General features: G+C 62.9%; 20 protein-coding genes. 10 read left to right on the top strand and 10 right to left on the bottom strand.

Going from position 1 to position 22,533, the window contains the following annotated elements:
* Positions 1-100: 100 nt before the first annotated feature.
* The 4 genes from CAF53_RS19295 (at position 101) to CAF53_RS19280 (ending at position 3,764) form a co-directional block, all read left to right on the top strand.
* Positions 101-625, top strand: coding sequence for a MarR family transcriptional regulator (locus CAF53_RS19295; protein ID WP_242443525.1), 525 nt, complete (start codon positions 101-103; stop codon positions 623-625).
* 135 nt (positions 626-760) lie between these two features.
* On the top strand, positions 761-1,381 hold the full coding sequence (locus tag CAF53_RS19290) for a DUF4166 domain-containing protein (protein ID WP_100239565.1): 621 nt from the start codon (positions 761-763) through the stop codon (positions 1,379-1,381).
* Positions 1,378-2,883, top strand: coding sequence for a TIGR01777 family oxidoreductase (locus CAF53_RS19285; protein WP_100239256.1), 1,506 nt, complete (start codon positions 1,378-1,380; stop codon positions 2,881-2,883). Before CAF53_RS19290 ends, CAF53_RS19285 begins: the two co-directional genes overlap by 4 nt.
* 2 nt (positions 2,884-2,885) lie before the next feature.
* Positions 2,886-3,764, top strand: coding sequence for an oxygenase MpaB family protein (locus CAF53_RS19280; protein WP_100239255.1), 879 nt, complete (start codon positions 2,886-2,888; stop codon positions 3,762-3,764).
* Between the two features lie 29 nt (positions 3,765-3,793).
* Here CAF53_RS19280 and CAF53_RS19275 read toward each other — a convergent pair whose 3' ends face one another.
* The 5 genes from CAF53_RS19275 to CAF53_RS19255 all read right to left on the bottom strand — a co-directional run bounded on the left by CAF53_RS19275 (position 3,794) and on the right by CAF53_RS19255 (position 10,405).
* Entirely contained in the window at positions 3,794-4,180 is a 387-nt protein-coding gene (locus CAF53_RS19275) for a hypothetical protein (RefSeq protein WP_100239254.1), read from the bottom strand.
* A 180-nt stretch (positions 4,181-4,360) separates the two neighbouring features.
* A complete protein-coding gene (gene chrA / locus CAF53_RS19270) occupies positions 4,361-5,764 on the bottom strand; it encodes a chromate efflux transporter (protein WP_100239253.1) in 1,404 nt (467 codons plus the stop codon).
* Positions 5,761-6,717: a chromate resistance protein ChrB domain-containing protein gene (locus tag CAF53_RS19265; protein WP_100239252.1), complete on the bottom strand. Its 957-nt coding sequence runs from the start codon at positions 6,715-6,717 to the stop codon at positions 5,761-5,763. The genes chrA and CAF53_RS19265 overlap by 4 nt, the downstream gene beginning before the upstream one ends.
* A 79-nt stretch (positions 6,718-6,796) precedes the next feature.
* On the bottom strand, positions 6,797-8,056 hold the full coding sequence (locus CAF53_RS19260) for an MFS transporter (RefSeq protein ID WP_100239251.1): 1,260 nt from the start codon (positions 8,054-8,056) through the stop codon (positions 6,797-6,799).
* Positions 8,057-8,080: 24 nt separating this feature from the next.
* Complete coding sequence (locus tag CAF53_RS19255) at positions 8,081-10,405, bottom strand: TonB-dependent receptor (RefSeq protein ID WP_100239250.1); 2,325 nt, start codon at positions 10,403-10,405, stop codon at positions 8,081-8,083.
* A gap of 157 nt (positions 10,406-10,562) precedes the next feature.
* Here CAF53_RS19255 and CAF53_RS19250 point away from each other — a divergent pair, with 157 nt between their 5' ends.
* Positions 10,563-11,180: a TetR/AcrR family transcriptional regulator gene (locus CAF53_RS19250; RefSeq protein WP_100239249.1), complete on the top strand. Its 618-nt coding sequence runs from the start codon at positions 10,563-10,565 to the stop codon at positions 11,178-11,180.
* Positions 11,181-11,316: 136 nt separating this feature from the next.
* Here CAF53_RS19250 and CAF53_RS19245 read toward each other — a convergent pair whose 3' ends face one another.
* The 3 genes from CAF53_RS19245 to CAF53_RS19235 are packed head-to-tail and all read right to left on the bottom strand — an operon-like array spanning position 11,317 to position 15,475.
* Positions 11,317-13,056, bottom strand: coding sequence for an ATP-binding protein (locus tag CAF53_RS19245; protein WP_100239248.1), 1,740 nt, complete (start codon positions 13,054-13,056; stop codon positions 11,317-11,319).
* A complete protein-coding gene (locus CAF53_RS19240; protein ID WP_100239247.1) occupies positions 13,053-13,619 on the bottom strand; it encodes a YfiR family protein in 567 nt (188 codons plus the stop codon). Before CAF53_RS19240 ends, CAF53_RS19245 begins: the two co-directional genes overlap by 4 nt.
* The gene (locus tag CAF53_RS19235) at positions 13,607-15,475 is read right to left on the bottom strand and encodes a TonB-dependent receptor (RefSeq protein ID WP_242443524.1); all 1,869 of its coding nucleotides are present in this window, start codon (positions 15,473-15,475) and stop codon (positions 13,607-13,609) included. Before CAF53_RS19235 ends, CAF53_RS19240 begins: the two co-directional genes overlap by 13 nt.
* A 336-nt stretch (positions 15,476-15,811) precedes the next feature.
* Here CAF53_RS19235 and CAF53_RS19230 point away from each other — a divergent pair, with 336 nt between their 5' ends.
* The 4 genes from CAF53_RS19230 to CAF53_RS19215 all read left to right on the top strand — a co-directional run bounded on the left by CAF53_RS19230 (position 15,812) and on the right by CAF53_RS19215 (position 18,804).
* On the top strand, positions 15,812-16,276 hold the full coding sequence (locus tag CAF53_RS19230) for a RidA family protein (protein WP_100239564.1): 465 nt from the start codon (positions 15,812-15,814) through the stop codon (positions 16,274-16,276).
* 74 nt (positions 16,277-16,350) lie between these two features.
* Entirely contained in the window at positions 16,351-17,937 is a 1,587-nt protein-coding gene (locus CAF53_RS19225) for a flavin monoamine oxidase family protein (protein WP_046764189.1), read from the top strand.
* The gene (locus tag CAF53_RS19220; protein WP_100239245.1) at positions 17,934-18,341 is read left to right on the top strand and encodes a cytochrome c; all 408 of its coding nucleotides are present in this window, start codon (positions 17,934-17,936) and stop codon (positions 18,339-18,341) included. The genes CAF53_RS19225 and CAF53_RS19220 overlap by 4 nt, the downstream gene beginning before the upstream one ends.
* Before the next feature lie 49 nt (positions 18,342-18,390).
* Positions 18,391-18,804 carry a RidA family protein gene (locus tag CAF53_RS19215; RefSeq protein ID WP_100239244.1) on the top strand — a complete coding sequence of 138 codons (414 nt, stop codon included), beginning with the start codon at positions 18,391-18,393 and terminating at the stop codon, positions 18,802-18,804.
* 141 nt (positions 18,805-18,945) lie between these two features.
* On the opposite strand, the gene bdcA is transcribed toward CAF53_RS19215, so the two are convergent.
* Positions 18,946-19,659 carry an SDR family oxidoreductase gene (gene bdcA / locus CAF53_RS19210; protein ID WP_046764186.1) on the bottom strand — a complete coding sequence of 238 codons (714 nt, stop codon included), beginning with the start codon at positions 19,657-19,659 and terminating at the stop codon, positions 18,946-18,948.
* A 118-nt stretch (positions 19,660-19,777) separates the two neighbouring features.
* On the opposite strand from bdcA, the gene CAF53_RS19205 reads away from it, so the two are divergent.
* Entirely contained in the window at positions 19,778-20,719 is a 942-nt protein-coding gene (locus CAF53_RS19205; protein ID WP_100239243.1) for a LysR family transcriptional regulator, read from the top strand.
* A 62-nt stretch (positions 20,720-20,781) separates the two neighbouring features.
* On the opposite strand, the gene CAF53_RS19200 is transcribed toward CAF53_RS19205, so the two are convergent.
* Positions 20,782-22,530 carry an MFS transporter gene (locus tag CAF53_RS19200; RefSeq protein WP_100239242.1) on the bottom strand — a complete coding sequence of 583 codons (1,749 nt, stop codon included), beginning with the start codon at positions 22,528-22,530 and terminating at the stop codon, positions 20,782-20,784.
* Positions 22,531-22,533: the final 3 nt, after the last annotated feature.

Here is a 22,533-nt window from a genome sequence, read left to right as displayed (position 1 = left end):
GTGATCTCCGATTGACATCACTCCATTCTCGTTAGATATTTCTGTCATGACAGAAATATCTAACGAATCGCAAAGCCTTCCTCCCGCTGTGGAGCAATTCGTGCTCCGTTGGGGCGACATGGGCGGGCAATGGGGTGTCAACCGTTCGGTGGCGCAGATCCATGCCTTGCTTTTCCTGTCAGATCGGCCGCTCACGGCGGAGGATATCGCCGACAAGCTCGGCATGGCACGCTCCAACGTGTCGAACAGTCTGCGCGAGTTGCTCGCGTGGAAGTTGGCCTGGAGGGTGCCGGTGCTGGGGGATCGGCGCGATCATTATGAGGCGGAAACCGATTTATGGCAGATGGCGACCAAGGTCGCGCAGGGCCGCAAGGAGCGAGAGATCGATCCCATGGTGGCTGCGATCCGCGCCGCCATGGCGCATGCCGACGATCCCCGGATCAGCTCCGCCGTTCGCCAGCGCCTCCATTCGATGCACGACTTCATGAATATTGTCGAAAGCTGGTATCAGCAGATGCTGAACGTCCCGCCGGCCCAGATCATGACGCTGATCCGCATGGGATCGAAGGTCGTGGGCCTACTCAAGTTCGTCAGCGGGAAGGGGAGCAAGAAGGGAGCTGAATAGCTTTTCTTCATTCCATAATTTCTCTTGATACAGAAATAACCGAATATATTGGAGGAAGGGAAGATGGCGCGCGCAGCGATCCGGAGCATAGGTGACGACGGCCTTCCCCGACCACGCGCCGATCAGATACCAGATATGCGCTTCCGCGCGCTGCTTGGCGCGGAGGCATGGAACAGTCTGCCGCAGGCGGTGCGGGCGCGGTTCGCCAAGCGTCTGTTGCCCGGGGGATCGGTGAGCTATGCGGGGCAGGTGATGACATGCCGGATGCGGCCTCTCGGCTGGTTGCTGGCGCAGGCGTGTCGGCTGATCGGATCGCCGCTGCCGCTCGGCCGGGATGGCGGCATAGCGGCGGTCGTCACGGTGACGGAGGATGGGGCCAGCGGTGGGCAGGTCTGGACCCGTATGTACGCCCGGCCGCGCGGCTTTCCCCAGGTGATCCACAGCGCCAAGCGGTTCGCCGGCCCCACCGGTCTGGAGGAATATCTGGGCGCCGGATTCGGTATCGCGCTGACCGTCGCGGCAAGCGAAACCGGTATCCGTTTTTGCAGCCATCATTATTTCTTCTGCGTCGGCCGGCTGCGATTGCGCCTGCCGCGCTGGATCGCCCCGGGCGTTCTCAGCATCGATCATGAGGACATGGGGGAAGGGGCGTTCGCCTTCACTCTGTCCCTGCGTCACGGCCTGCTTGGCGAGATCATCCGTCAAGTCGGCCATTTCCACGACCAGCCAGTCCGGCAACAGGAGGACCAGCCATGACGACCACCCTCTGGCTATTCATCGCCCTTCAGATGATGATGGGCGCGTTCGACACCTTCTATCATCATGAGGGAACCGAACGGCTCGCCTGGCGGCCGGGTCAGGATATGGAGCTGCGCCTCCATGGCGTGCGCAACCTTGCCTATATGCTCGCCTTCGCCTGCCTCGGATGGACCATGCCGCAGGGCGGTTGGGCGATTGCGCTGATCCTTTTGCTGGCGGGTGAACTGTTCATCACCCTTTGGGATTTCGTCGAGGAAGACCGTACCCGCCATCTGCCCGCGACCGAGCGGGTCGTTCACACCCTGCTGACGCTCAACTATGGTGTCATCCTCGCCATGCTGATCCCCGTGCTGGCCGGCTGGGCAGGGGAGCCAAGCGCGATCTTGCCCGTTCATTACGGTATCATGAGCTGGTTCTGCGCCATTGCCGCCTTCGGTGTGTTCGTATCGGGCCTGCGCGATCTGGCGGCGGCGCGTCGATGTCCACGCCTCGTCCCGGCCGATCCCGCGCCGCTCGCCGCTGCGCTCGGTGCGCGCAAAGCCGTTCTGGTGACTGGCGGCACCGGTTTCGTCGGCAGCCGCCTGGTCGAGGCGCTGGCCAGTACGGGCCACGATGTCACCGTGCTGACCCGTGACCGGGCCAAGGCTCTGCGTCTGCTTGGCGCGAACCCCGTGCATATCGTCACCAGTCTCGACGCCATCGCATCCGATACTCCTATCGATGCCATCGTCAATCTGGCGGGCGAGCCGATCTCCAACGGCCCCTGGACCCGCGCCAAGCGCCAGCGCATCGTCCGCTCACGCATGGCCATGACCCAGCATGTCGTTCGCCTGATGCAGCGGCTCCATCATCGGCCGGTCGTGCTGGTCAGCGGATCGGCGATCGGCATCTATGGACTTCGCGGCGACGAGAGCCTGAGCGAAGACAGTGAGGGTAGGCCGTGCTTCTCGCGCCATGTCTGCCTGAACTGGGAGCGTGCCGCCCGCCGCGCCGAGGGATTGGGCGTGCGTACGGTCTATCTGCGCACCGGCCTCGTGCTGGACGTCAGCGGCGGGATGCTGGCGCGAATGTTGACGCCGTTCGAATATGGGCTGGGCGGCCGCTTCGGCGACGGGCGGCATTGGATGAGCTGGATCCACCGCGACGATCTTGTCCGCCTGATCGTCCATTGCATCGCCCGCTCGGATATCGGCGGTCCGGTCAACGGCACTGCGCCGGTGCCGGTCACCAATCGCATCTTCACCGCAGCCTTGGGGCGGGCCTTGCATCGCCCTGCCATTCTGCCCGTACCCGCCTGGCCGCTACGCCGGTTGCTGGGCGGTTTCGCGGACGAATTGCTGCTGAGCGGGCAGCGGGTTTTGCCGGCCGCCGCGGCCCGAACCGGCTTCCTGTTCCGCTATCCCGACCTGGATGCGGCGCTGGCGGCCATCACCGGCGCCGACAAGCGGATACCGACCGATGCGCCCCTCCATCCGTTCGTTACCGAGAAAGGCTTCTGATCATGGCCAACGGGCTTCTTCTACCGCCGAGCAGCCATCTGCGGCATATGCTGGTCCGGCAAGTTCAGGACGTCTTCAACGATCGGGATCGCGGCGAAAAGCCAGTCGTCCGCTCGGATAACGCCCTCTACCCGCCCCAATCGGTGATCTGGCGCGTCCATGGCGATGTGACGACGATGATGATCGGCGGCGTCACCGCGCTGTTGCTTCAGATGCTCCATCCCGCGGCGCTGGCCGGCGTGTGGGACCATAGCGGTTTTCGCCGTGACATGGTGGGGCGATTGCGGCGTACGGCACGCTTTATCGCAGTCACCACCTTCGGCGATCGCGCGGATGCGGAGGCGGTCATCGATCGGGTACGTCGCGTGCATGGGCATGTGAAGGGCGCCCTGCCCGATGGCACGCGCTACGCGGCCAACGATCCGCGCCTGCTGGCCTGGGTGCATGTGTGTGAGGCCATGGCTTTCCTGGACGCTTGGATCGCCTTCGCCGAGCCGGGAATGAGCGGCGCGGATCAGGACAGCTATTTTGCCCAGGCGGCGCAGGTCGCGCGCGCGCTCGGCGCCGACACGGTGCCCGAAAGCCGCGTCGAGGCAGAGGCACTGATCACATCATTCCTGCCGGAGTTGAGGGTCGATGCCCGCACCCGCGATGTTGCCCGCATGATCCTGTCGCAACCTGCGCCATCCACCGCCATGAAACCTGCGCAGGCCCTGTTGATGCAGGCGGCCGTCGATATATTGCCGTTCTGGGCGAAGCGATTGCATGGCTTCCAGATCCGTCCGCTGGCCTCCCCCCTGATCCGGGGCGGTGCTTTCACTATCGCCCATATGCTGCGCTGGGCCTTCCGGCAGAACCGCCAGTTCCGCAGCACCATCTGAGACCGGCAGCGCCCTGCCGCAGCCCGTCTTCATGCATCCGCCGGCCGATCGTTGAACCAGGCATTGCTGCGCGGCATCCACAGGGCGACAATGCCGCACAGATGCATGACGGCGAGTTTGGCGGGAATCGTCTTCAAAGCGGCCTCCAGACCGATATGTCGCACGATTGTGACCATCAATGCAGTGTCGATGATGATGATCAGGGATACCCAGATGCGCGCGGCCCTCGATCCGCCCAGCAGGAACAATGACGGGGTGAAGATCAGGAACAGCGTCGCAACGACCCACCGGAGAGGCACATCGTTGCCTATTGTCATGGCAAGCGCCGCCGGATGGCGGACGGCACTGAACAAAGCATAGCTCGCCGTCGTGATGATGGTTCCCGCACCGATGGCAGCTTCAAGTGGAATCCGCACGCCCGCCCCTTAAAAAGGCTGACGAGATGCAATTCTGGATCGAAAGAACAAGCTTCAATCCTATGATATCTATCAAATTGGACCAAATAGATGCGAAAAGTGCCGGAAACCGATCGCTGCGCTTTTCAATGCATCGGGGATGGTCCTTCTTTCTTGCCATGTTGAAGACGCACAGTCTGTTCAGATCAGGAGGATATAGACGGCGCCGATCGTGGCGGACGCGGCCAATACGGGGAGGACGCCGAGTTTGAAGCGGAACACCGCGATCATGGCACCGGCCGACAGCAACGCCGCCGGAATGTTGATCGAAGCCAGCACCGGCATGTCAAGCGATCCGGTGGGCGTCTCGATCGGCCTGATCTGCCCGAACAGGGTGTGGATGGCGAACCAGATGGCAAGATTGAGGATCACGCCCACCACCGCCGCGGTGATGGCGGTCAGAGCGGAGGACAGCGCCCTGTTGCCACGCAGCCGCTCGATGAAGGGGGCGCCCGCGAAGATCCAGAGGAAGCAGGGGACGAACGTCACCCAGGTTGTGAGGATCGCGCCCAGGGTTGCGGCCAGCAGAGGGGGGAGCGGCCCGGCATCGCGAAACGCCGCGAGGAAGCCGACGAATTGCGTCACCATGATCAGCGGTCCCGGCGTGGTTTCCGCCATGCCGAGGCCGTCGAGCATCTCCCCGGGACGCAGCCAGCCGAAGGTGCCGACCGCTTCCTGCGCCACATAGGCCAACACCGCATAGGCCCCGCCGAATGTGACCACAGCCATCTGGCTGAAGAAGGTGGCGATGCGTGAAAAAACGTCGTCCGGTCCCAGGACCAGGAACAGCGCCAGAACCGGCCCCAGCCAGAGTAGCAGCAGGATGGAGCATATCCGCAGCGACCAGCCGAGATTGGGTTTGGCATGATCCGGCAAGGCTTCGCCCAGCGCCGTTTCGCGATCGTGGACGATATTGCCTCCCGCCGCGCCATGGCCGCCGCCACCTCTGAACTGGGGGACGCCGCTGCGCCCGCCGAGATAGCCGATCAGCCCCGCAGCCAGCACGATCAGCGGAAAAGGTGCGTCGAGAAAAAAGATCGAGACGAAAGCAGCCGCCGCAATGCCGCGCATGACATTATTCTTGAGCGCCCGCGAACCCACGCGCACGACAGCCTGCACCACCACCGCCAGCACGGCGGCCTTGAGGCCGAAGAACAGCCCCTCGATCAGTGAGACATGGCCGAAGAGGACATAGATGTAACTCAGGCCCAATATGGCGAGGAACCCCGGCAGCACGAACAGCGCGCCGGCAATCAGCCCGCCCTTGGTCTTGTGCAGCAACCAACCGATATAGACGGCGAGCTGCTGCGCCTCCGGTCCGGGCAGCAACATGCAATAATTCAAGGCGTGCAGGAAGCGCTCTTCCCCGATCCATCTTTTCTCTTCGACCAGGATACGGTGCATGACCGCGATCTGCCCCGCCGGGCCGCCGAAGCTGAGCGCCGCTATCCGTGCCCAGACGCGGGTCACTTCCCCCAGGGAAATGCCATGATCGCCATTGGGTGATGCATCTGAAGGGACAAGGGAAGGGGCGTTGGCCGTCATCGGTCTGACTTCCTGTTACTGAAAAAGGCGTGAAACTGGTTCAGCGCCTCGCTCGCCATGGTAATGCGTTGGAGATCGTCGTCGGTCGAGGCGCAGACGCCCGAGAGCATGGCACCGACGCCCGCGGTCTCCGGACGGACGAATTTGCCGTCGCCAATGTCGAGTTCATGGATGATCTCGCCAATGGCGACCAGTGCGTGATCGTCGGTGAGGTCGGCGCGGAGCAGCAGCATCTCGAAGCTGCACCTGTCGCCCTCATGGGTGAACTCGGCATCGACCATGTCGAACCGGAACTCGCCTCCGATCGGATCATAGTGGCGGCCATCGACGAATTTGAAGCGGGCGTCGGGATCGATGAAGCGGCGGATCAGCCAGGCGCAGGCGATGCGGTCGACATGGACGCCGCGGCGCGTGACCCAGGTACGTCCTGTCAAATCAAGCGGTTCGGATATATGCGACGGTTCGTTGCGGCCGATGTCGGGATGCTGATAGCGCTGGCGGTCCAGATCGGCGAGGGCGGCTTCGGCCTCCTGGCGGCCATGGGCGCCGAAAAAATCGAGCCTGCCCACCTCTTCGAGCCGCTTTTGGAGTTTTGCGATGTCGGCCCCACTCGCCGGTCCCGTCTCCAGCAGGCGCCGGGCCGCTTGAGCGATCTCGTCATAATCGGCGTCGCGCGCGGTATCGAACAGGAGGCGAACATCGCTGTCGGACTGACCGGCCAGCAATTTTGCCTCGATCACTATCGCTTCTCCGCCGCTCCCGCTGATCTCCTCCAACAGGTCCCGGAAAGCTGCTTCAGACTCCGCCGAATGGGGCAAGAGGTGCACCGCATTTTTGAGTGGCACGGCGCCGATGGCTTGCAATCGGCGCCAGATCTTTACGCGCAGATAGGGTGGTTTGGCCGGTAGCTGATGCAGCAGGGCCAGCCATACGCTGGTATCGGACGAAATCATGATACATATGTATCATCAATGATATTTATCGGAAATAGCTATATCAAAGTGGTTTCGCTTTTTCGTTGCGCAGCGCTCGTCAGGCGGTGACCCAGTCCTTGCGGAGCGCCTTTCCGGCAAGCGCCATGAACAGGCCCGCCAACAGGTAGAAGACGAGAGCCGCGACGATCGCATAGCGCAGCGCTTCGCCGCCGAACTGCGGCGTCAAAGCGTCGGACAGGGCGCCGACGCTCCAACTCCCCAGGCCCAGGCCGACCAGATTGTTGATCAGCAGGAAGGTTGCGGATGCCGTGGCGCGCATCTGGGCTGGAACGAGATGCTGGACGGCGGTCAGCACGGGGCCCAGCCAGACATAGACCAGCGCTTGCGGGATCAGGAACAGGCAGAAGGCCAAGGTGACACTGTCCGACAGCACGCCGATGACGAACAGCGGCATGCCGACGATATAACTGACGGCGGGAACCCAGGCATAGGCGGCCTTGTCTCGCCCACCCAGACGATCCCCCAGCCAGCCGCCCAGCAGTACGCCCGCCACCCCGCCGATCAGCAGCAGCGCGCCCAGGAACTGGCCCGCGCCCATGAGGTCCAGCCCGAAGCTGCGCATCAACAGGCTGGGGAGCCAGAAGGCCACGCCATAGCCGCAGAGCGAGGAACAGGCCGCACCCAATGCGAGCAGCCAGAAGCTACGCTTGGCCGCCAACATGCCGAAGACCGCCGAGACCGGGATAGCATCGTTCTTCGCCGCCGGACGCACGGGTTCCCGGACGGTGAGGCGGAAGACGGGAGCGATCAGCAGGCCAGCCAGGCCGACGAGGATGAAGGCCGTCCGCCATTCCACCGTTTGCGCGATATAGCCACCCAGAAGAACGCCGCCGGCCGATCCCAGCGGAATGCCGAGCGAATAGATGGAAAGGGCACGGGCGCGCTGCTGCTGTGGGAAATAGTCGGAGATGACGGCATAGGAGGGTGCGACCCCGCCTGCTTCCCCGACGCCGACACCGATGCGGAACAGGAACATCTGGGCAAAGCTGCCCGCCATGCCGCACAGGGCGGTGAAGCCGCTCCAGACCGCGAGGCTCGCGGTGATGACCCAGGTGCGACTGGTGCGGTCGGCCAGCAGGGCGAGCGGAATGGCCAGCGTCGAATAGAGCAAAGCGAAGGCGATGCCCCCCAGAGCGCCAAGCTGAGTGTCGCTGAGGCCCAGTTCCGCCTTGATCGGCCCGGCAAGGATGCCGAGGATCTGCCGGTCGAGGAAATTGAAGGTATAGACCAGCAGCAGCATGGCGAGGACGAGCGCACGATAGCCTTTGCTTGCTGTTTCCTGCGCTTGTTCCGTCATGCCGCTGCCAATGCCTTTTTGCGTTTAGAAGCGGAAGCCCGCAGTGATCGTCCAGGTCCGCGGATCGCCATAATAGACCGTCTGGATATTGCCCACGCTGGAAAATTCCTGGCCGTCGGTCTTGTACAGTTCCTTGAAGGCGTTCTTCACCGCACCGCGCAGATAATATCGGCCCTGCGCGAAATCGGCCTGAACATAGGCGTTGGCGATGGTGTAGCCGTCCTCATAGAGGCCAGGACGATTGTCGACCGACAGCCATTGCTTGTCGACGAAGCGCATGTCGCCGCCAAGGGTCAGCGACGCGCTGCCCAGCGGGATGGTATAGTCCGCAGCCAGCCGCATCGTCATCGGCGGCGCGAAGGGCGGCTTGCAGGTGATGGCATTGCCGGTCGGATTGCAGGAGAAGGTGGGCGCGCGGCGGCCGTCGTTGAACTCCTTGTAATCGGCATTGAGATAGCCGACCGATGCGGCGAGGTTCAGGTTGCGCACGGGCTTGACCGACGCCTCGAACTCGACGCCCCAGATGCGCAGCTTGCCGGCGTTCACGACCGGGAAGGAGCCGCCCGCAATGCCGGTCGCGCCGCCGCCGACGCGTGCCTGGAAATCCTTGTAATCGGAATAGAAGGCGGCGGCGGACAGGTTGACCCGGCCGCCCAGGAAGCTGCCCTTGGCGCCCGCTTCGTAGCTCCACACCGTTTCCGGCTTGAAAAAGGGGACGATGGTGGTGACGCCGTCCACGACCTGGGTCACGTCGCCCAGGCTGTTGACGCGGCCATTGAAGCCGCCCGATTTGAAACCCTTCGACACGGTCGCATAGAGCAGCGTGTCGCGGGTCGGCTTGTAGGACAGCGTCGCCATCGGCGTCCACGCGTCGAAATCGACATGGTCGAGGCTGTTATAGGGCGCGGGCAGGCTGGCGGGGAAGAGGAAGGGGGTGGGCGCCAGCGTCGTGGTGGTCGAACGGGTATAGCGCTTGCGTTCCTTGGTATAGCGAAGGCCCGCCGTGATCGAGAGCTTGTCGGTGAATTGATAGCTCATCTGCCCGAAGGCGGCGTAGCTTTTTACATTCTGATGGTCGTCGATATAGCGGGTGAAGGGCAGCGGCACGATGACGCCGGGCGCGAGCTGCACCTGGAGATAATTGTCGTCATAGGCTTCCTGATGGGAGCGGATCGTCTCATTGAGATAATAAAGGCCGAACACGCCCGACAACGGCCCGCTGTCATATTTAAGCTGCAATTCCTGGCTGAACTGTTTCTGGTGCACGCCGACGAAAGCGTCCGCCACTTCCAGTTCGGTGGCGTCGAAATCGATATAATAGTCCGGGCGCAGCTTGCGGTAGCCGGTGATGGAGGTCAGCGTCACCGCGTCGTTCAACTCGACATTGGCGGTGAAGGACAGGCCCCAATGGTCGAGCCGCTGGCCCTGGCCCGGCGCCAGGCTGGTCGACGCCTTGTAATCATATTTGCCATAGGGATAGGCGGGCTTCACCACCGGCACCCCGATCACCTGGAAGGCGGAGTTGTAAAGCACGTTGGTGAGCGGCGCGGTGCCATAGCCCAGCGTCGGCGCCGTCCGCTGACGGGTATAGTCGCCCGACAGGATCAGTTCCACGCGCTCGCTGGGGGTGGCGCGCAGGATCGCGCGGCCTGCCTTGGTGTCGCGGTCGTTATATTTGCGATCGGTCAGCGGATCGGTGACGGTGCCGTCGCGCTTGTCATAGACGCCCGCGATGCTGAGGGCGAGCTTGTCCTGCACCAGCGGCGCGGACACATAGCCGTTCGCCAACCAGGTGTCGTAGCTGCCATAGGTCAGGCTGCCCATCGCCTTGAAATCGGTGGTGCTGGGCTTGCGGCTGACGATGTTGACTGCGCCACCTATTGTGTTCTTCCCATAGAGCGTACCCTGGGGGCCGCGCAGCACTTCCACCCGTTCCACGTCGAACAGGTTCACCAGCGCGCCCTGGATGCGGCTGAAATAGACCCCGTCGACATAGGTGCCGACCGCCGGGTCGAAGGTCTGGAGCGCGTCGGGCTGGCCGATGCCGCGGATGAAGAAGTTGGAATTGGAGCTGGAACCGCGTCCCTGAACCAGATTGACGTTCGGCACGGCCCCCTGGATGCCCGCCATGTCGTTCGCCTGGAGCTTGGCGATGCTTTCGGCTGAAATGGCGGTGACGGACACAGGCACGTCGAGGATATTCTCCTCCCGCCGGCGGGCGGTGACGATGATCTCGCTGCCACTGTCGAAGGCGGGCGTTTCATTTTGCGCTAAGGCCGGAAGCGCGATGGCGCCGCCCCATGCGGCGGAGGCGAGTGCGGCGATACGCAGGGAATGATGAGCCTTCATGGACGGTTCCTCTCCTGAAACGGCGCCCGGTGAAACGGGTCGCGAAGCTGTTATTCCGATTCGATAATGAAAGTTGAACCGACTTTCAACTTCAATTAAAGACGCGTGACACGAGCACGCCGGCTGCGGCAAAAAGAACACAGATGTGAGGTGGAGGATGGCCCAATCAGGGGACGAAAGGGACAAGGCGCCACGCACCGCGCGAGGGGAGCGAACCCGCCGGGCGCTGTTGGCCGCGGCGGCCGAGGAGTTTGGGGAGAAGGGGTTTCACGAAGGATCGATCAGCGGGATTACCAGGCGGGCCGGTTGTGCGCTGGGCAGCTTCTATACCTATTTCGACACCAAGGATGATATTTTCCGCGCCCTGGTAGCGGATATGTCCAGGCAGGTCCGCGACTATGTCGCGCCGCGCATCGCGCAGGCCCGGGACGGCATCGACGCGGAGCGGCTGGGATTGCTCAGCTTTCTGGAATTCGCGCGCGGGCACAAGGAAATATACCGCATCATCGACGAGGCGGAATTCGTCGACCAGGCGGCCTATCGCAATCATTATGAAAGCACGGCTGCCCGCATATTGGTCCGTTTGCAGGAGGCGGCGGCGCGCGGGGAAGTCGGTGCCGAACCGGATGAAGTCCATGCCTGGGCGATCATGGGCATGAATGTGTTCCTGGGCTTGCGCTTTGGCGTGTGGGACGACAGCCGTCCGGCCGAAGAGGTTGCCGGCATCGTCAATGGGCTGATCGAGCGGGGGATCGGGGCGAGCGGCCGGGACTGATCTCTTGGCCGGAAAGTGACGCCGCATAGAGAGGAGGACGTGTTCGGAAATTCATCCTGCGTGAAATCGCCAGGACTGCGGAATGGAATGTCTGAGCTGTTCACCGGCTGATCTGTCTGTAGCCAGATGACATGGATTACGGCTTTCCGGTCGCTGTCTGATCCAGTGCAATGGCCAGTCGGACCGAGAGGTCCTGGATCGTGAACGGCTTTGCCAGCAACGGCACGCCTTCTTTCGCTGCGGAGGCGGCCGCTGCGCTATAGCCGGTCATCAGCATCGTCGCCACGCGTGGCCACCGTTTCCTGATCGATAGCGCCAGTTCCATTCCGCTGACATCGCCGGGCATGATCATGTCCGAAAGGACCAGCGAAAAGTCGGTTCCCCGCTCCAGCCGATGGAGTGCATCGTCCCCATTGCCGACCCGTTCGGCCTCATAGCCCAAAATGGTCAGCATGCCGCCGACCGTATCCGCCACCGTGTCGTCATCCTCGACCAGGAGAATGCGTTGTCTACCCAAAGCAGCCACCGGATCGGCCGGCAAGCCGGTTTTGCTCGGCGTGAGCAGGGAGCGAGGCAGCAGCAGGGTGATGGCGGTTCCCTTGCCAACGATGCTGTCCACCAGGACCTCGCCACCCGAAGCCCGCACGAAGCCATAGACCTGACTGAGGCCCAGGCCAGTACCCTGGCCCGCCGGCTTGGTGGTGTAGAAGGGTTCGAAGATCGTGTTGACCAGATCGGCCGGAATACCCACCCCGCTGTCCGTCACCGCGATCCGTACCTGGTCGGGAGCATCGTCGCCGCCGGGCAAATTCGTGCCTTCGATGATGATCGTGCCGCCCCGGGGCATCGCGTCGCGCGCATTGAGCGCGATATTGAGGATCGCCACTTCCAGTTCCGACGCATCCAGTTCGACAGGCCAGAGGTCGGCGGGCAAGTGCATCGCGACCTCTATGCTTTCGCCCAGCGAACGCTCCAGCAGCGCGTCCATCCCCCTGATGCGCTCTCGCAGATCGATCACTTCCGGGTGGAGCGGCGTGCGCCGTGCAAAGGCGAGCAGTTGGCGCGTCAGCTTCGCACCCCGATCGAGCGCCTGACGTATCCCGGCTTTCAATTTCTCCTGCCTGGCCTGGTCGTGGGTACGCTCCATCAAATCAAGGCCGCCGGACGCGATCATCAGCAGGTTGTTGAAATCATGGGCGACCCCGCCGGTCAACTGTCCCATGGCTTCCATTTTCTGTGACTGACGCAAGGCTTCTTCCGCCTGCTGCCGGCTCGCAATCTCCGCTTGCAGCTTCTGATGCGCATGGCGCAGGGATGAATAGGAAGCCGTCAACATCACGATCAGCACGGAAGCCGCCACCACGATAACCGCAATGCCAAGATAGCGTGTCAGGCGGCGCGACAGGCTGTCGACGGTCGAAAGCAGATAGACCGAACCCAGCCTTGTGCTGCCCTGCATGACGGGGATGGTCACGATCAGGGAGTTGGCGGAGGATTCCTGTTTGGCGCTCTCGCCACCCTTGGGGAAATGGGGCGGCAACCTGGCGGGCGGCCGGGCGAATCCCGCGGCGAAATCGCCATGGCCATCATAGGCGGCGACCGCGACGATCTGCGGATCGGTCTTGAGGGCATTCAGATATTCCCGCAAGGCGACATCATCTTCGAACGCCAGCGGGGCGGCGATCCCGCTGGCAAGAATTTGGGCTTGCACGGTGACCTGACGCAGCTTTTCCAGGCGGCCGAGCTGTTCGAGCTGGAAGGTCGCGGCAAGGCCAGCTGCCAGGAGGAACAGGGCGATCAGAACGGCAGACAGAGGGGTCGCCATCTGCCCGATGATGTTGCCCATGCTGAGCCGGTTTTCCGGAGCTTGCGTCATTTCCTGTCCACCATGATTGCAAGGCCGAGCAATTTGGAACTGATCCGGAGGCCATGGGCGCGGGCCGCGCCATCATTGATCTGGAAGCGCACGCGGCCATTCTGCCTGACAAATTCTATCATCGCGCCGCCAGGGCCGGCGGCCTTGTCCGCCACGGTAAGGACCGGCTGTCCTTCGGTTGCCGTGAAAGGGGCGTAATTGGTCTCCGTCGAGGATCCCGCAAAGAGGATGTGGCATCCCGCCGGGCCGCCTTCGCCGCCGACCTTACGGATGACGACCGGACGGCCCATCATTCTCTGGTCCCGGACGACATCTTCGAGCAACGAGCCGAAAGGATCTTCCCCCACCAGGCAGATGATGAATTTCCTGTCCGCGGCGGGAAATGCGTCCGGCGGCCATTCCACAAATGGCGCGAATTTGAAGAGGAAATTCGCCTGGATCGCACGTTCGAGCGCCGTGGGCGAACTGGCGGGTCCTGCCCCGCAAATCACCCAGGCGAACAGCGGAAGGCACCATGAAGCGAACCTTCGCCGCTGGGACGTGAAAGGGTTCAAATCGTGCATTTAAGCGCCACGAATACGCTGCGGCCGAGCGGCATGGCCTGCGAAGCCGGAAGCTCCCGATGCTGGCGATGCAGCAGGTTGAAACCCGAAACGGACAGTTCCGCCCGGTCATCGAACTGCCAGCCGAGCCTTGCGCCCAGTTCGACATAGGCCGGAACGTGCGGATCGGGCAGGGCGCTGACATATCGCAGGTCGAAATCGACCTTCACCTGCGGCCGGATATCCATGGAGGACCGCAAAGTCGCGCGATGTTTCGGATCATTTCCGACCTGGGAGAGTCCCAACAGGGGTACGGCGCCGTCCTTGAAACGGAACTTCTGGACGAGCAGGCTGTAACCGGGCTTCAATCGCCACCAGTTCGCCAGTCGGATATCGGCCCACGCGTCCAGGCCATAGCTGTCGCCCTTGATCCCATTGCCCCAACGCAGCGGCAGGAAGCCGCCGGGCGCTGGCTCGACCGTCCTCAGATCGTCATAGACATTGTAGAATCCCGACACCGACAGCGAAGCGCCCGGTGAAACGATCAGGCGCGTGCCCAGCTCATAGGCGGTCAGTTTTTCCGATCGGAAGCTGGAAAGGGCGGTCAGGATAACGGTTTGGCCGATGGATTCCACCGCATCTTCGTCAAAGGGCGTGGGCGAACGCACGGCACGGGATATGGCGCCCCAGATCAATGTTGTCGCATCCGGTTTCCAGGACAGGCGGACGCTCGGAAGGAAAGTCAGGTCTACATAGGTTCGCTGTTCCAGCTTGGCACCGATCGTGCCCGTCAGCGATGGGGTGATGGCGATGCTGTCCTGCGCAAACAGATTGCCGACGAACAGGGTGCGCCGGTCGGGAACGAATGCCAGACCGGGAATATCCTTGATCACATATCGGTTCAGGCGTGCGCCGCCGCCCCAGACTATCGCATGGGACTGACCGAGCGTGAAGCTGTGCTGGCCCTCGACATCGAAGGTGTCGAGGGCGAAACGGCCTCCGTCCTTCTCGATCCGGCGGGCGCTATGGTCATAATAGGCCTGGAGTTGCAGCGAGCCGCCGGAGGACATGTTGTGGCGCCAGCGGGTCAGAAGGTCATAGCCATGTAAATGCTCGTCGGGGGCGGCACCTTGCGACCGGGATCCGAAATAGCCGTCGCCCTGGACCATCAGCGCATCGGCGGGCGTCGAATTCCAGTCGAACCGGAAGCCGCCCTGTGTCCGGCGGTTGCCGTCATCCTGCCCCGATGCGCTTTCGAAATTTTCATGGCGCTTGACGAACAGGCGGTAGCTGGCGGTCCCGCTCGCATGACCGCCATAGCGCAGGCCCAGATCATAGGTGCGGTTTCCGATGACGCCCGTTCCATACAGGCCCTGCGACGCGCCGGCATCGCGGGTGATGATGTTGATGACGCCATTGACCGCGTTCGATCCCCACAAAGTCGCGCCGGGACCGGAGATCACCTCGATCCGCTCGACATCCTCCGGCAGGATGTCCGGCATGTCCCAGTAAACCCCTGAATAGAGGGGGGAGTAGACGCTGCGGCCGTCGATCAGGACGAGCAGTTTGTTGGAGAAGTTCTGCGCCGCGTCATTGCCGCTGAGACCCCGCGCGGTGACGACCGTATCGTTGGGGCCGCCGCGCATGACCTGAAGATTGGGGGCCAGCCGCAATATGCCCGGCAGCGTCAATGTGCCCGACCGGACGATGTCGTCGTGGGTGATGACATAGATGGAGGCAGGGGCATCCGCCAATGAAGCCGTCGAGCGCGTGACGGAGGTGACGTCCAGCTTCGACAGGGCGGTGATCGGCATGTCCCGCAGTTCTTCGATGCTTTGGGCCTGTGCTGGACCCACGGACAGAGGCAGCAGGATCATGGCGACACAAGCCGCTCCCCCGGAAACCCAAGTCCGTGACATCATTGATAGCCCCCCTTCGCACGGATTTTTCCGCATGCGACGGGGGCGTTACGCTTTAGGATCGGGAAAGTTCCTTCCAGGCGATGGAATTGGGGCAATGGAAGGCTGGGGTTTTGCTCGCCCTCGGCCTGGGCCGATGAAATATCGGTTCCATCCAACTCCCCTGTCCTGACCCGGCAATGGCGGATTTCCCTCTCTTCATCGTTCCCCTTGTACAAATATCGGCACTTTGGGAAATAGGGGGACGTCATGACGACTTTGTCGGTTTTGAGATTTTCTCATTTCGGGATTGCGATGGCGGCTTTGACGTCTTTCCCCCTTGCCGCCCATGCGGCGACGGTCGAACACAAGCAGGCTCCTGGTGCCATGATTGCCAGCGCTGCCGTCGTCCCGCCCGGCAGCAGCATCTATTTTCTGTCGGGTGCAACCGGTGCGCCGATCGATCCGAAGGACGTGGAAAGCCCCGGCGCTTTCGGCGACACTGAAGCGCAAGCGATGTCCATCTTCACCAAGATGAAAGCGCAGCTTGCGGAGATGGGGCTGGGCATGGGCGATGTCGTTAAGCTGACCGTCTTCCTAGTGGGCGATCCGGCGCTCGGCGGGAAGATGGACCGGGACGGCATGACGCGGGCCTATAAGAAGTTCTTCGGCACAGCCGAACAACCCAATCTTCCCACGCGATCGGCCTTCCAGATCGCGGGTCTCGCACGGCCGCAGCAACTGATCGAGATCGAGGCGATTGCCGCCAAGGCTCCCTGAGCCTGTTCACGGGATGGCGGTCCATGGGTGAAACGACCGCAGTCCGATTTCCTTCCCGTCTACAGGGGGTTTTCATGAAGGATGTCACGCAGCCCAGCCGCCGCCAGCTATTGACCCTGATCGGAAAGATGGGCGGCGCCGCGGCCATGTATCAGGCGATGACCACGCTGGGCCATGCCGCCGAAACGCAATTTAGCGGCCCGCCCGTTCTGTCCGGTGCAAGACCCGGCGCCTCGGTCGTCGTGCTGGGCGCGGGCTTGGCCGGCATGGTCGCAGCCTATGAACTGGAGAAGGCCGGGTATCAGGTCAAGATATTGGAGTTTCAGGATCGTCCGGGCGGTCGCAACTATACATTGCGCGGCGGAGACACTTTCACCGAAAGCAGCGGCGCCGTTCAAAAGGTACAGTTCGGACCTGGCAATTACATCAACCCTGGTCCCTGGCGCATTCCGCACCATCACAATTGCCTGCTGCATTATTGCAGGCAGTTCGGCGTCGCGCTCGAACCGTTCATTCAGCTCAATCATAACGGCTTCATCCATTCGAGCGAGGCCTTCGGAGGCAAGCCGCAGCGTTACAAGGCGGTGGCGACCGACTTCCGCGGACATACCTCCGAACTGCTGGCGAAGGCGGCGAATGCCAAGGTGCTGGACGGCAGCGTGAGCGCGGAGGACAAGGAAAAGCTGCTGGAGGCTTTGCGGCATTGGGGTGTGCTCGACGACAATATGGCCTATACCAGCAGCGTCGCCGTCTCCGCCCAGCGCGGATATGATCGCCCGCCGGGCGGCGGCGTGGATGGCGCCCCCGTGCCGTCGCAGATTGCGAAGCTCGGCGACGTGCTCGACCCGCAGGTGTGGACGGCCATGAGCTTCTATTTCAACTATGTGATGCAGACGACGATGTTCCAGCCTGTGGGCGGCATGGACATGATCGGCAAGGCCTTCGCTGCCCAGGTCGGCAAGCTCATCACCTATAATGCGAAAGTCACGAAGGTCGCTCAGAACGGAAAGGGCGTGACCGTCAGCTACAAGGACGTGCCCAGCGGCAAGATGAACAGCGTCAGTGCCGATTGGTGCGTGTGCACCATTCCGCTCTCGATCATCAGCCAGGTCGAGATGCAGGTGGGGCCGAAACTGGCGGCGGCGATGAAGGCGGTGCCCTATGCGGGACAGCTCAAGATGGGGCTGGAGTTCAAGCGCCGATTCTGGGAGGAGGACGATAATATCTATGGCGGTCACAGCTTCACCGACCAGCCGATCGCACAGCTATCCTATCCCAATGACCGCTTCTTCTCCAGCGGGCCGGCGGTATTGCTGGGTGCCTTCGCCCGCGATGCCGGGGCGTTCGAACTGACCGGCATGACCCCGCAGGAGCGGATCGAGGCGGCGCTGGCCCAGGGTGAAATCTTCCATCCGCAATATCGCAAGGAGTTTCTGAACGGCGTTTCCGTCCCCTGGAGCCGCGTGCCCTGGATATTGGGATGCACTTCGCGCTGGAGCGAGGAGAACCGGGCAGCGCATTACCAGAATCTGGTCGCCATTGACGGCCGCGTGGTTCTGGCGGGCGAACATGCCAGCTATTATGGCGGCTGGATGGAAGGATCGCTGCTCTCCGGCCTCGACGCGATCACGCGCATCCACCAACGGACGCAGGCGGCATGAGCCTGCGCCGCGCCCTGATCCTCATCCCGCCGCTATTGGCCCTCCTCGCCGCGCCGGGTCATGCCGATACGCCGGGCGGCGTGCAGGCAAAGAACAAGGCGGCCGATGGCGAGAAGGTCTACAAGCAGATTTGTGCCGCCTGTCATATGCCAGATGCCATGGGCAGTGGGGGCGGCGCCATTCCCGCCCTGGCGAAGGACAAGCAGCTGGCCGACCCCGCCTATCCGATCGCGGTGGTGACGAAAGGCAAGGGTGCGATGCCACCGATGGGCGACATGCTTTCCTCAGCGCAGATGGCGGCAGTCATCACCTATGTCCGGACTCATTTCGGTAACAGCTATGCCCAGCCGGTTACGGAAGCGGACGTCAAGCGCGTCGCCAAAGCGGGTGGCAGCGCGGAATGATACGAGACGATGCCTTTCTTTCCGAACGACCCGTCATTGGAGACACGCCATGATGAAAATCGCCACGCTTTTGGCCCTCCTCGTCGCCGGGCCGGCCGTTGCCCAGACGCTTCCTGCCAAACTGCCCTTTTCGCCGTCGGTGCGCGTCGGCAACACGCTCTACATGTCCGGCCAGATCGGCCAGGTTCCGGCCGGGATGGACCCGCACAAGGAAGGCTTCGACGCGGCGGTGAGAAACGCGATGGATTCCATCGGCAAGATATTGGCGGATAATGGCCTCGATTTCGGCAAGGTGGTCAAGTGCACGGTCATGCTGGATGACATGGCAGACTGGCCGCGCTTCAATGCCGTGTACGTCCCCTATTTCGAGGGCAAGCGCCTGCCGGCGCGCAGCGCCTTCGGGGCGGATGGTCTGGCGCTGGGCGCGCCATTGGAAGTGGAGTGCATCGCGACTTTCGAGTGACTGAGCGGTCGACGGACTTTCATCCTACTCCATTACGATGCCATTCTCCGAGAACTGTTGTTTCAGAGAGCCGCGACGGCCTGTTCGATATGCCCCTGCGGCTCTCTGCCTGCTTTGCCCGACGAAGCGACAGCTATCGTGTCACGCGCCGAAACCACCGTCGATCGTCTGCATGGAACCGGTGATCATGGCGCCGTTCGGCCCGGCGATATAGGCGGCGAGTTCCGCGATCTCTTGCGGCCGTGCATGGCGCTTGATCGCCATGAAACCGTGCATGGTGGCGGCCATCGGCCCTTCCGCGGGGTTCATCTCGCTGTCGGTCGGCCCCGGCTGGATGCTGTTCACGGTAATGCCGCGATCACCGAAATCCCGTGCCAATCCGCGGACCATGCCCTGCATCGCCGCTTTGGTGAGGGCGTAGGCGGCCCCGCCCGCAAAGGGCATCCGGTCGCCGTTCACCGAACCGATGACGATGATACGGCCATTGGCGTTCATGTGCCGGGCGGCTTCAACCGCCGCGTGATAGGGTGCCCGCACATTGATGTCGATCATACGGTCGATATCGTCCGGGTCGAGCGTCAGCGGATCGCCAAGCACAAGCGTTCCGGCGTTGATGACGATGACATCCAGCGCGCCGCGACCGGCGATGGTGGCGATCAGCGCGTCGCGATCGGCACTGTCCGTCCGGATCGCTTCAGCCCCCGTTTCCGCGGCGAGTGCTTCGGCAGCATCGCGGGAACCGGCATAGGTGAAGGCCACACCGCCGCCGCCAGCGGCGAAGCGGTGGACGATGGCGGCGCCGATCCCCCGGCTACCGCCGAGGATCAGGATATTCTTTCCGGTGAAGTCATTCATACATGCCTCCTTCGATCAGGATGATAGAGTCGGTTGCTCTCTGGACTTGTAGATGACGTGCGCGCATCGTTCGGACTAGACGGCAAATCCTGGAAGTAGAAGACGGAAAACCCGAACGATGATGAAGCTGGACGGCGTTGCTGCATTCTTCGCCACCGTTGAGGCGGGGTCCATCAGTGCGGCATCGCGGCGGCTGGGCCTTGCAAAATCAGTGGTGAGCGAACGGCTGGCGGAACTCGAACGAACGCTGGGCGCGACCTTGATCCAGCGCTCGACGCGCAAGCTGACCCTGACGAATAGTGGCCAGACCTTCCTGCCGCGGGCGCAGCGCCTCCTGCGCGAGGCCGAGGAGGCTTCGGCCGAACTGGCGGCATCCAGCGGAAAATTGGCGGGACCGCTCAGACTTTCCGCTCCCGTCGGTTTCGGTATCCTGCATCTCACGCCCGCCTTGACCAGCTTCCTTCGCGGTCATCCCGAGATAGAGGTTTCGCTGGAACTGGATGACAGCTTCGTCGACGCCGCCACCGGGGGGTTCGATGCTGTGTTGCGGCATGGTGCGATCGGGGATGGCCGCCTCATTGCCCGTCGCCTCGCGACGAGCCGCCGCCTGCTCGTGGCCGCTCCCGAATATCTTGAGCGGGCGGGGCGTCCGGCCTCGCTGGCGGAACTGGAATATCATGCGGGTATATTATACGCGAACAGGGCCGGTGATTGGCGTTTTGGCGGTCCTTCCGGTTGGACCGTGGTTCGCCCGCGAGCGAGTCTGAGGGTCAATAATGGTCTGGTCATGCGCGATGCCGCCGCCGCCGGGCTTGGCATAGCGCTGCTGCCGACATTCTTCGTGCATGACGCGATCGCGAACGGATCGCTGGTCGAGATTGATTGTGGCGTGCAAGCCGAGGGCGCCGAACTGTTTCTTACCTATCCGCGCGATCATGGAGCCACGGCCAAGATCCGCGCTCTGGCCGAAAGTCTGCGCACAAGCTTTGGCGACCCTCCCTATTGGGAAAGGCCGCCGCGCGCTGATCTGCTTGGAGCGGTTCGCGCTGGAGCATCATGACCTGTCGCCGGCGTGTCCCATCCCGTGTCTGCGGGGGATGAGATGCGCCGGCCGGGCTTGCTTCAGGCGTCGATATTCCGCCGGAAGGTTTCGGGCAGGAAGATCAGCCCCAGGACGACGGTCGCCGCAGCCACCACCACCGGATACCAGAGGCCGTAATAGATGTCGCCGGTGGCCGCGACCATCGCGAAGCCGATGGCCGGCAGCAGCCCGCCCAGCCACCCGTTGCCGATATGATAGGGCAGCGACATGGAGGAGTAGCGGATGCGGCTGGGGAACAATTCCACGAGCATCGCGGCGATCGGACCGTAAACCATCGTCACCAGCAATACGAGGTAGAAGAGCAGGGCGACGACGAGCGGCTTGTTGATCTCGGCCGGGTTTGCCTTGCCGGGATAGCCGACCCTGGCGAGTTCCCCCTCGACCGCCGGCTGGGCGGCGACGGCGGGCTTGTCGCCCTCGGCCGCCTTTGCCGGGGTGGCGGGCGCGCCGATCAGTTGGGCGGTGAAGGCCGCGATGGCCGCTTTCTTCTCCTCACCCGAAAGCCGGGACGGATCGGGGGCGGTGAAGTTTTTATCACCGACGGCGACCGTCGCGACGGTACCGGGCGCGGCGGCGACATTGGTGTAGTTCACGCCCGCCTTGGCCAGCGCGTTCTTGACGATGTCGCAACTCGTCTTGTCAAACTTGTTCGCGCCGACCGGATCGAACTGCGAAGAGCATTCCGCCGGATTGGCGGTCACGGTCACGGGCGCGGCCGCCTGTGCCCGGGCGAGCGCCGGATTGGCGGCGTCGGTGAGCATGTGGAAGACCGGGAACAAGGTCAGCGCGGCCAGTGCGCAGCCCGAAAGGATGATGGGCTTGCGGCCGATCCGGTCGGACAGCCAGCCGAAGAAGAGGAAGAAGGGGGCAGCCATCAGCAGCGCGACGATGATGAGCGTGTTGGCGGTCAGGCCGTCGATCTTCAGCATCTTTTCCAGGAAGAACAGCGCATAGAGCTGGCCGCAATACCAGACCACCGCCTGACCCGCGATCGCGCCGAAAAAGGCGATGAACACGATCTTGAGGTTCTTCCACTGGCCGAACGCTTCCTTGATCGGGGATTTGGAGCCGGTGCCCTCCGCCTTCATCTTCTGGAAGACGGGCGATTCATGCAGCTTCAGCCGCAGCCACAGGCCGACGATCAGGAACAGGCCGGAGACCAGATAGGGAATGCGCCAGCCCCAGTCCTTGAACGCTTCCTCGCCTACGCCGGTGATGGGCGAACGGACGCCGATGACGATCAGCAGCGCCATGGCGAGGCCGGCGGTCGCGGTGATCTGAATCCAGCTCGTGTAGAAGCCGCGTCTGTTGTGGGGCGCATGCTCCGCGACATAGGTCGCCGCGCCGCCATATTCGCCGCCCAGCGCCAGGCCCTGGAACATGCGCAGCACCACCAGCATGATCGGCGCGGCGACGCCGACCGATTTGTAGGTGGGAAGGCAACCCACCAGGAAGGTGGAGAGGCCCATGACGAGCAGCGTGATGATGAACGTGTATCGCCGCCCGAACAGGTCCCCGATGCGGCCGAAGACGATCGCGCCGAAGGGGCGGACGATGAACCCCGATGCGAAGATCAGCAGCGCCATGATGAAGGAGGTCGTCGGGTTGAGACCCGTCAGGAACTGCGCCGCGATGATCGCGGTCAGCAGGCCGTAGAGATAGAAATCATACCATTCGAACACGGTGCCGAGCGAGCTGGCGGTGATGATCAGCTTCTCGCTTCGCGTCGCCTGGTGGTGCTTTGGCAGTCCGTCATATGTCGAAGCCATAAC

The organism is Sphingobium sp. LB126 (assembly GCF_002795205.1).
Lineage (GTDB): Bacteria > Pseudomonadota > Alphaproteobacteria > Sphingomonadales > Sphingomonadaceae > Sphingobium > Sphingobium chungbukense.
This window is presented reverse-complemented; position numbering and strand designations above follow the sequence as displayed.

Coding starts and splice junctions, on each gene's coding strand:
- CAF53_RS19290 (WP_100239565.1), top strand. CDS start 761: ATGCGCTTCCGCGCGCTGCTTGGCGCGGAGGCATGGAACAGTCTGCCG.
- CAF53_RS19285 (WP_100239256.1), top strand. CDS start 1,378: ATGACGACCACCCTCTGGCTATTCATCGCCCTTCAGATGATGATGGGC.
- CAF53_RS19280 (WP_100239255.1), top strand. CDS start 2,886: ATGGCCAACGGGCTTCTTCTACCGCCGAGCAGCCATCTGCGGCATATG.
- chrA (WP_100239253.1), bottom strand. CDS start 5,764: ATGACGGCCAACGCCCCTTCCCTTGTCCCTTCAGATGCATCACCCAAT.
- CAF53_RS19265 (WP_100239252.1), bottom strand. CDS start 6,717: ATGATTTCGTCCGATACCAGCGTATGGCTGGCCCTGCTGCATCAGCTA.
- CAF53_RS19260 (WP_100239251.1), bottom strand. CDS start 8,056: ATGACGGAACAAGCGCAGGAAACAGCAAGCAAAGGCTATCGTGCGCTC.
- CAF53_RS19255 (WP_100239250.1), bottom strand. CDS start 10,405: ATGAAGGCTCATCATTCCCTGCGTATCGCCGCACTCGCCTCCGCCGCA.
- CAF53_RS19250 (WP_100239249.1), top strand. CDS start 10,563: ATGGCCCAATCAGGGGACGAAAGGGACAAGGCGCCACGCACCGCGCGA.
- CAF53_RS19245 (WP_100239248.1), bottom strand. CDS start 13,056: ATGACGCAAGCTCCGGAAAACCGGCTCAGCATGGGCAACATCATCGGG.
- CAF53_RS19240 (WP_100239247.1), bottom strand. CDS start 13,619: ATGCACGATTTGAACCCTTTCACGTCCCAGCGGCGAAGGTTCGCTTCA.
- CAF53_RS19235 (WP_242443524.1), bottom strand. CDS start 15,475: ATGATCCTGCTGCCTCTGTCCGTGGGTCCAGCACAGGCCCAAAGCATC.
- CAF53_RS19230 (WP_100239564.1), top strand. CDS start 15,812: ATGGCGGCTTTGACGTCTTTCCCCCTTGCCGCCCATGCGGCGACGGTC.
- CAF53_RS19225 (WP_046764189.1), top strand. CDS start 16,351: ATGAAGGATGTCACGCAGCCCAGCCGCCGCCAGCTATTGACCCTGATC.
- CAF53_RS19220 (WP_100239245.1), top strand. CDS start 17,934: ATGAGCCTGCGCCGCGCCCTGATCCTCATCCCGCCGCTATTGGCCCTC.
- CAF53_RS19215 (WP_100239244.1), top strand. CDS start 18,391: ATGATGAAAATCGCCACGCTTTTGGCCCTCCTCGTCGCCGGGCCGGCC.
- bdcA (WP_046764186.1), bottom strand. CDS start 19,659: ATGAATGACTTCACCGGAAAGAATATCCTGATCCTCGGCGGTAGCCGG.
- CAF53_RS19205 (WP_100239243.1), top strand. CDS start 19,778: ATGATGAAGCTGGACGGCGTTGCTGCATTCTTCGCCACCGTTGAGGCG.
- CAF53_RS19200 (WP_100239242.1), bottom strand. CDS start 22,530: ATGGCTTCGACATATGACGGACTGCCAAAGCACCACCAGGCGACGCGA.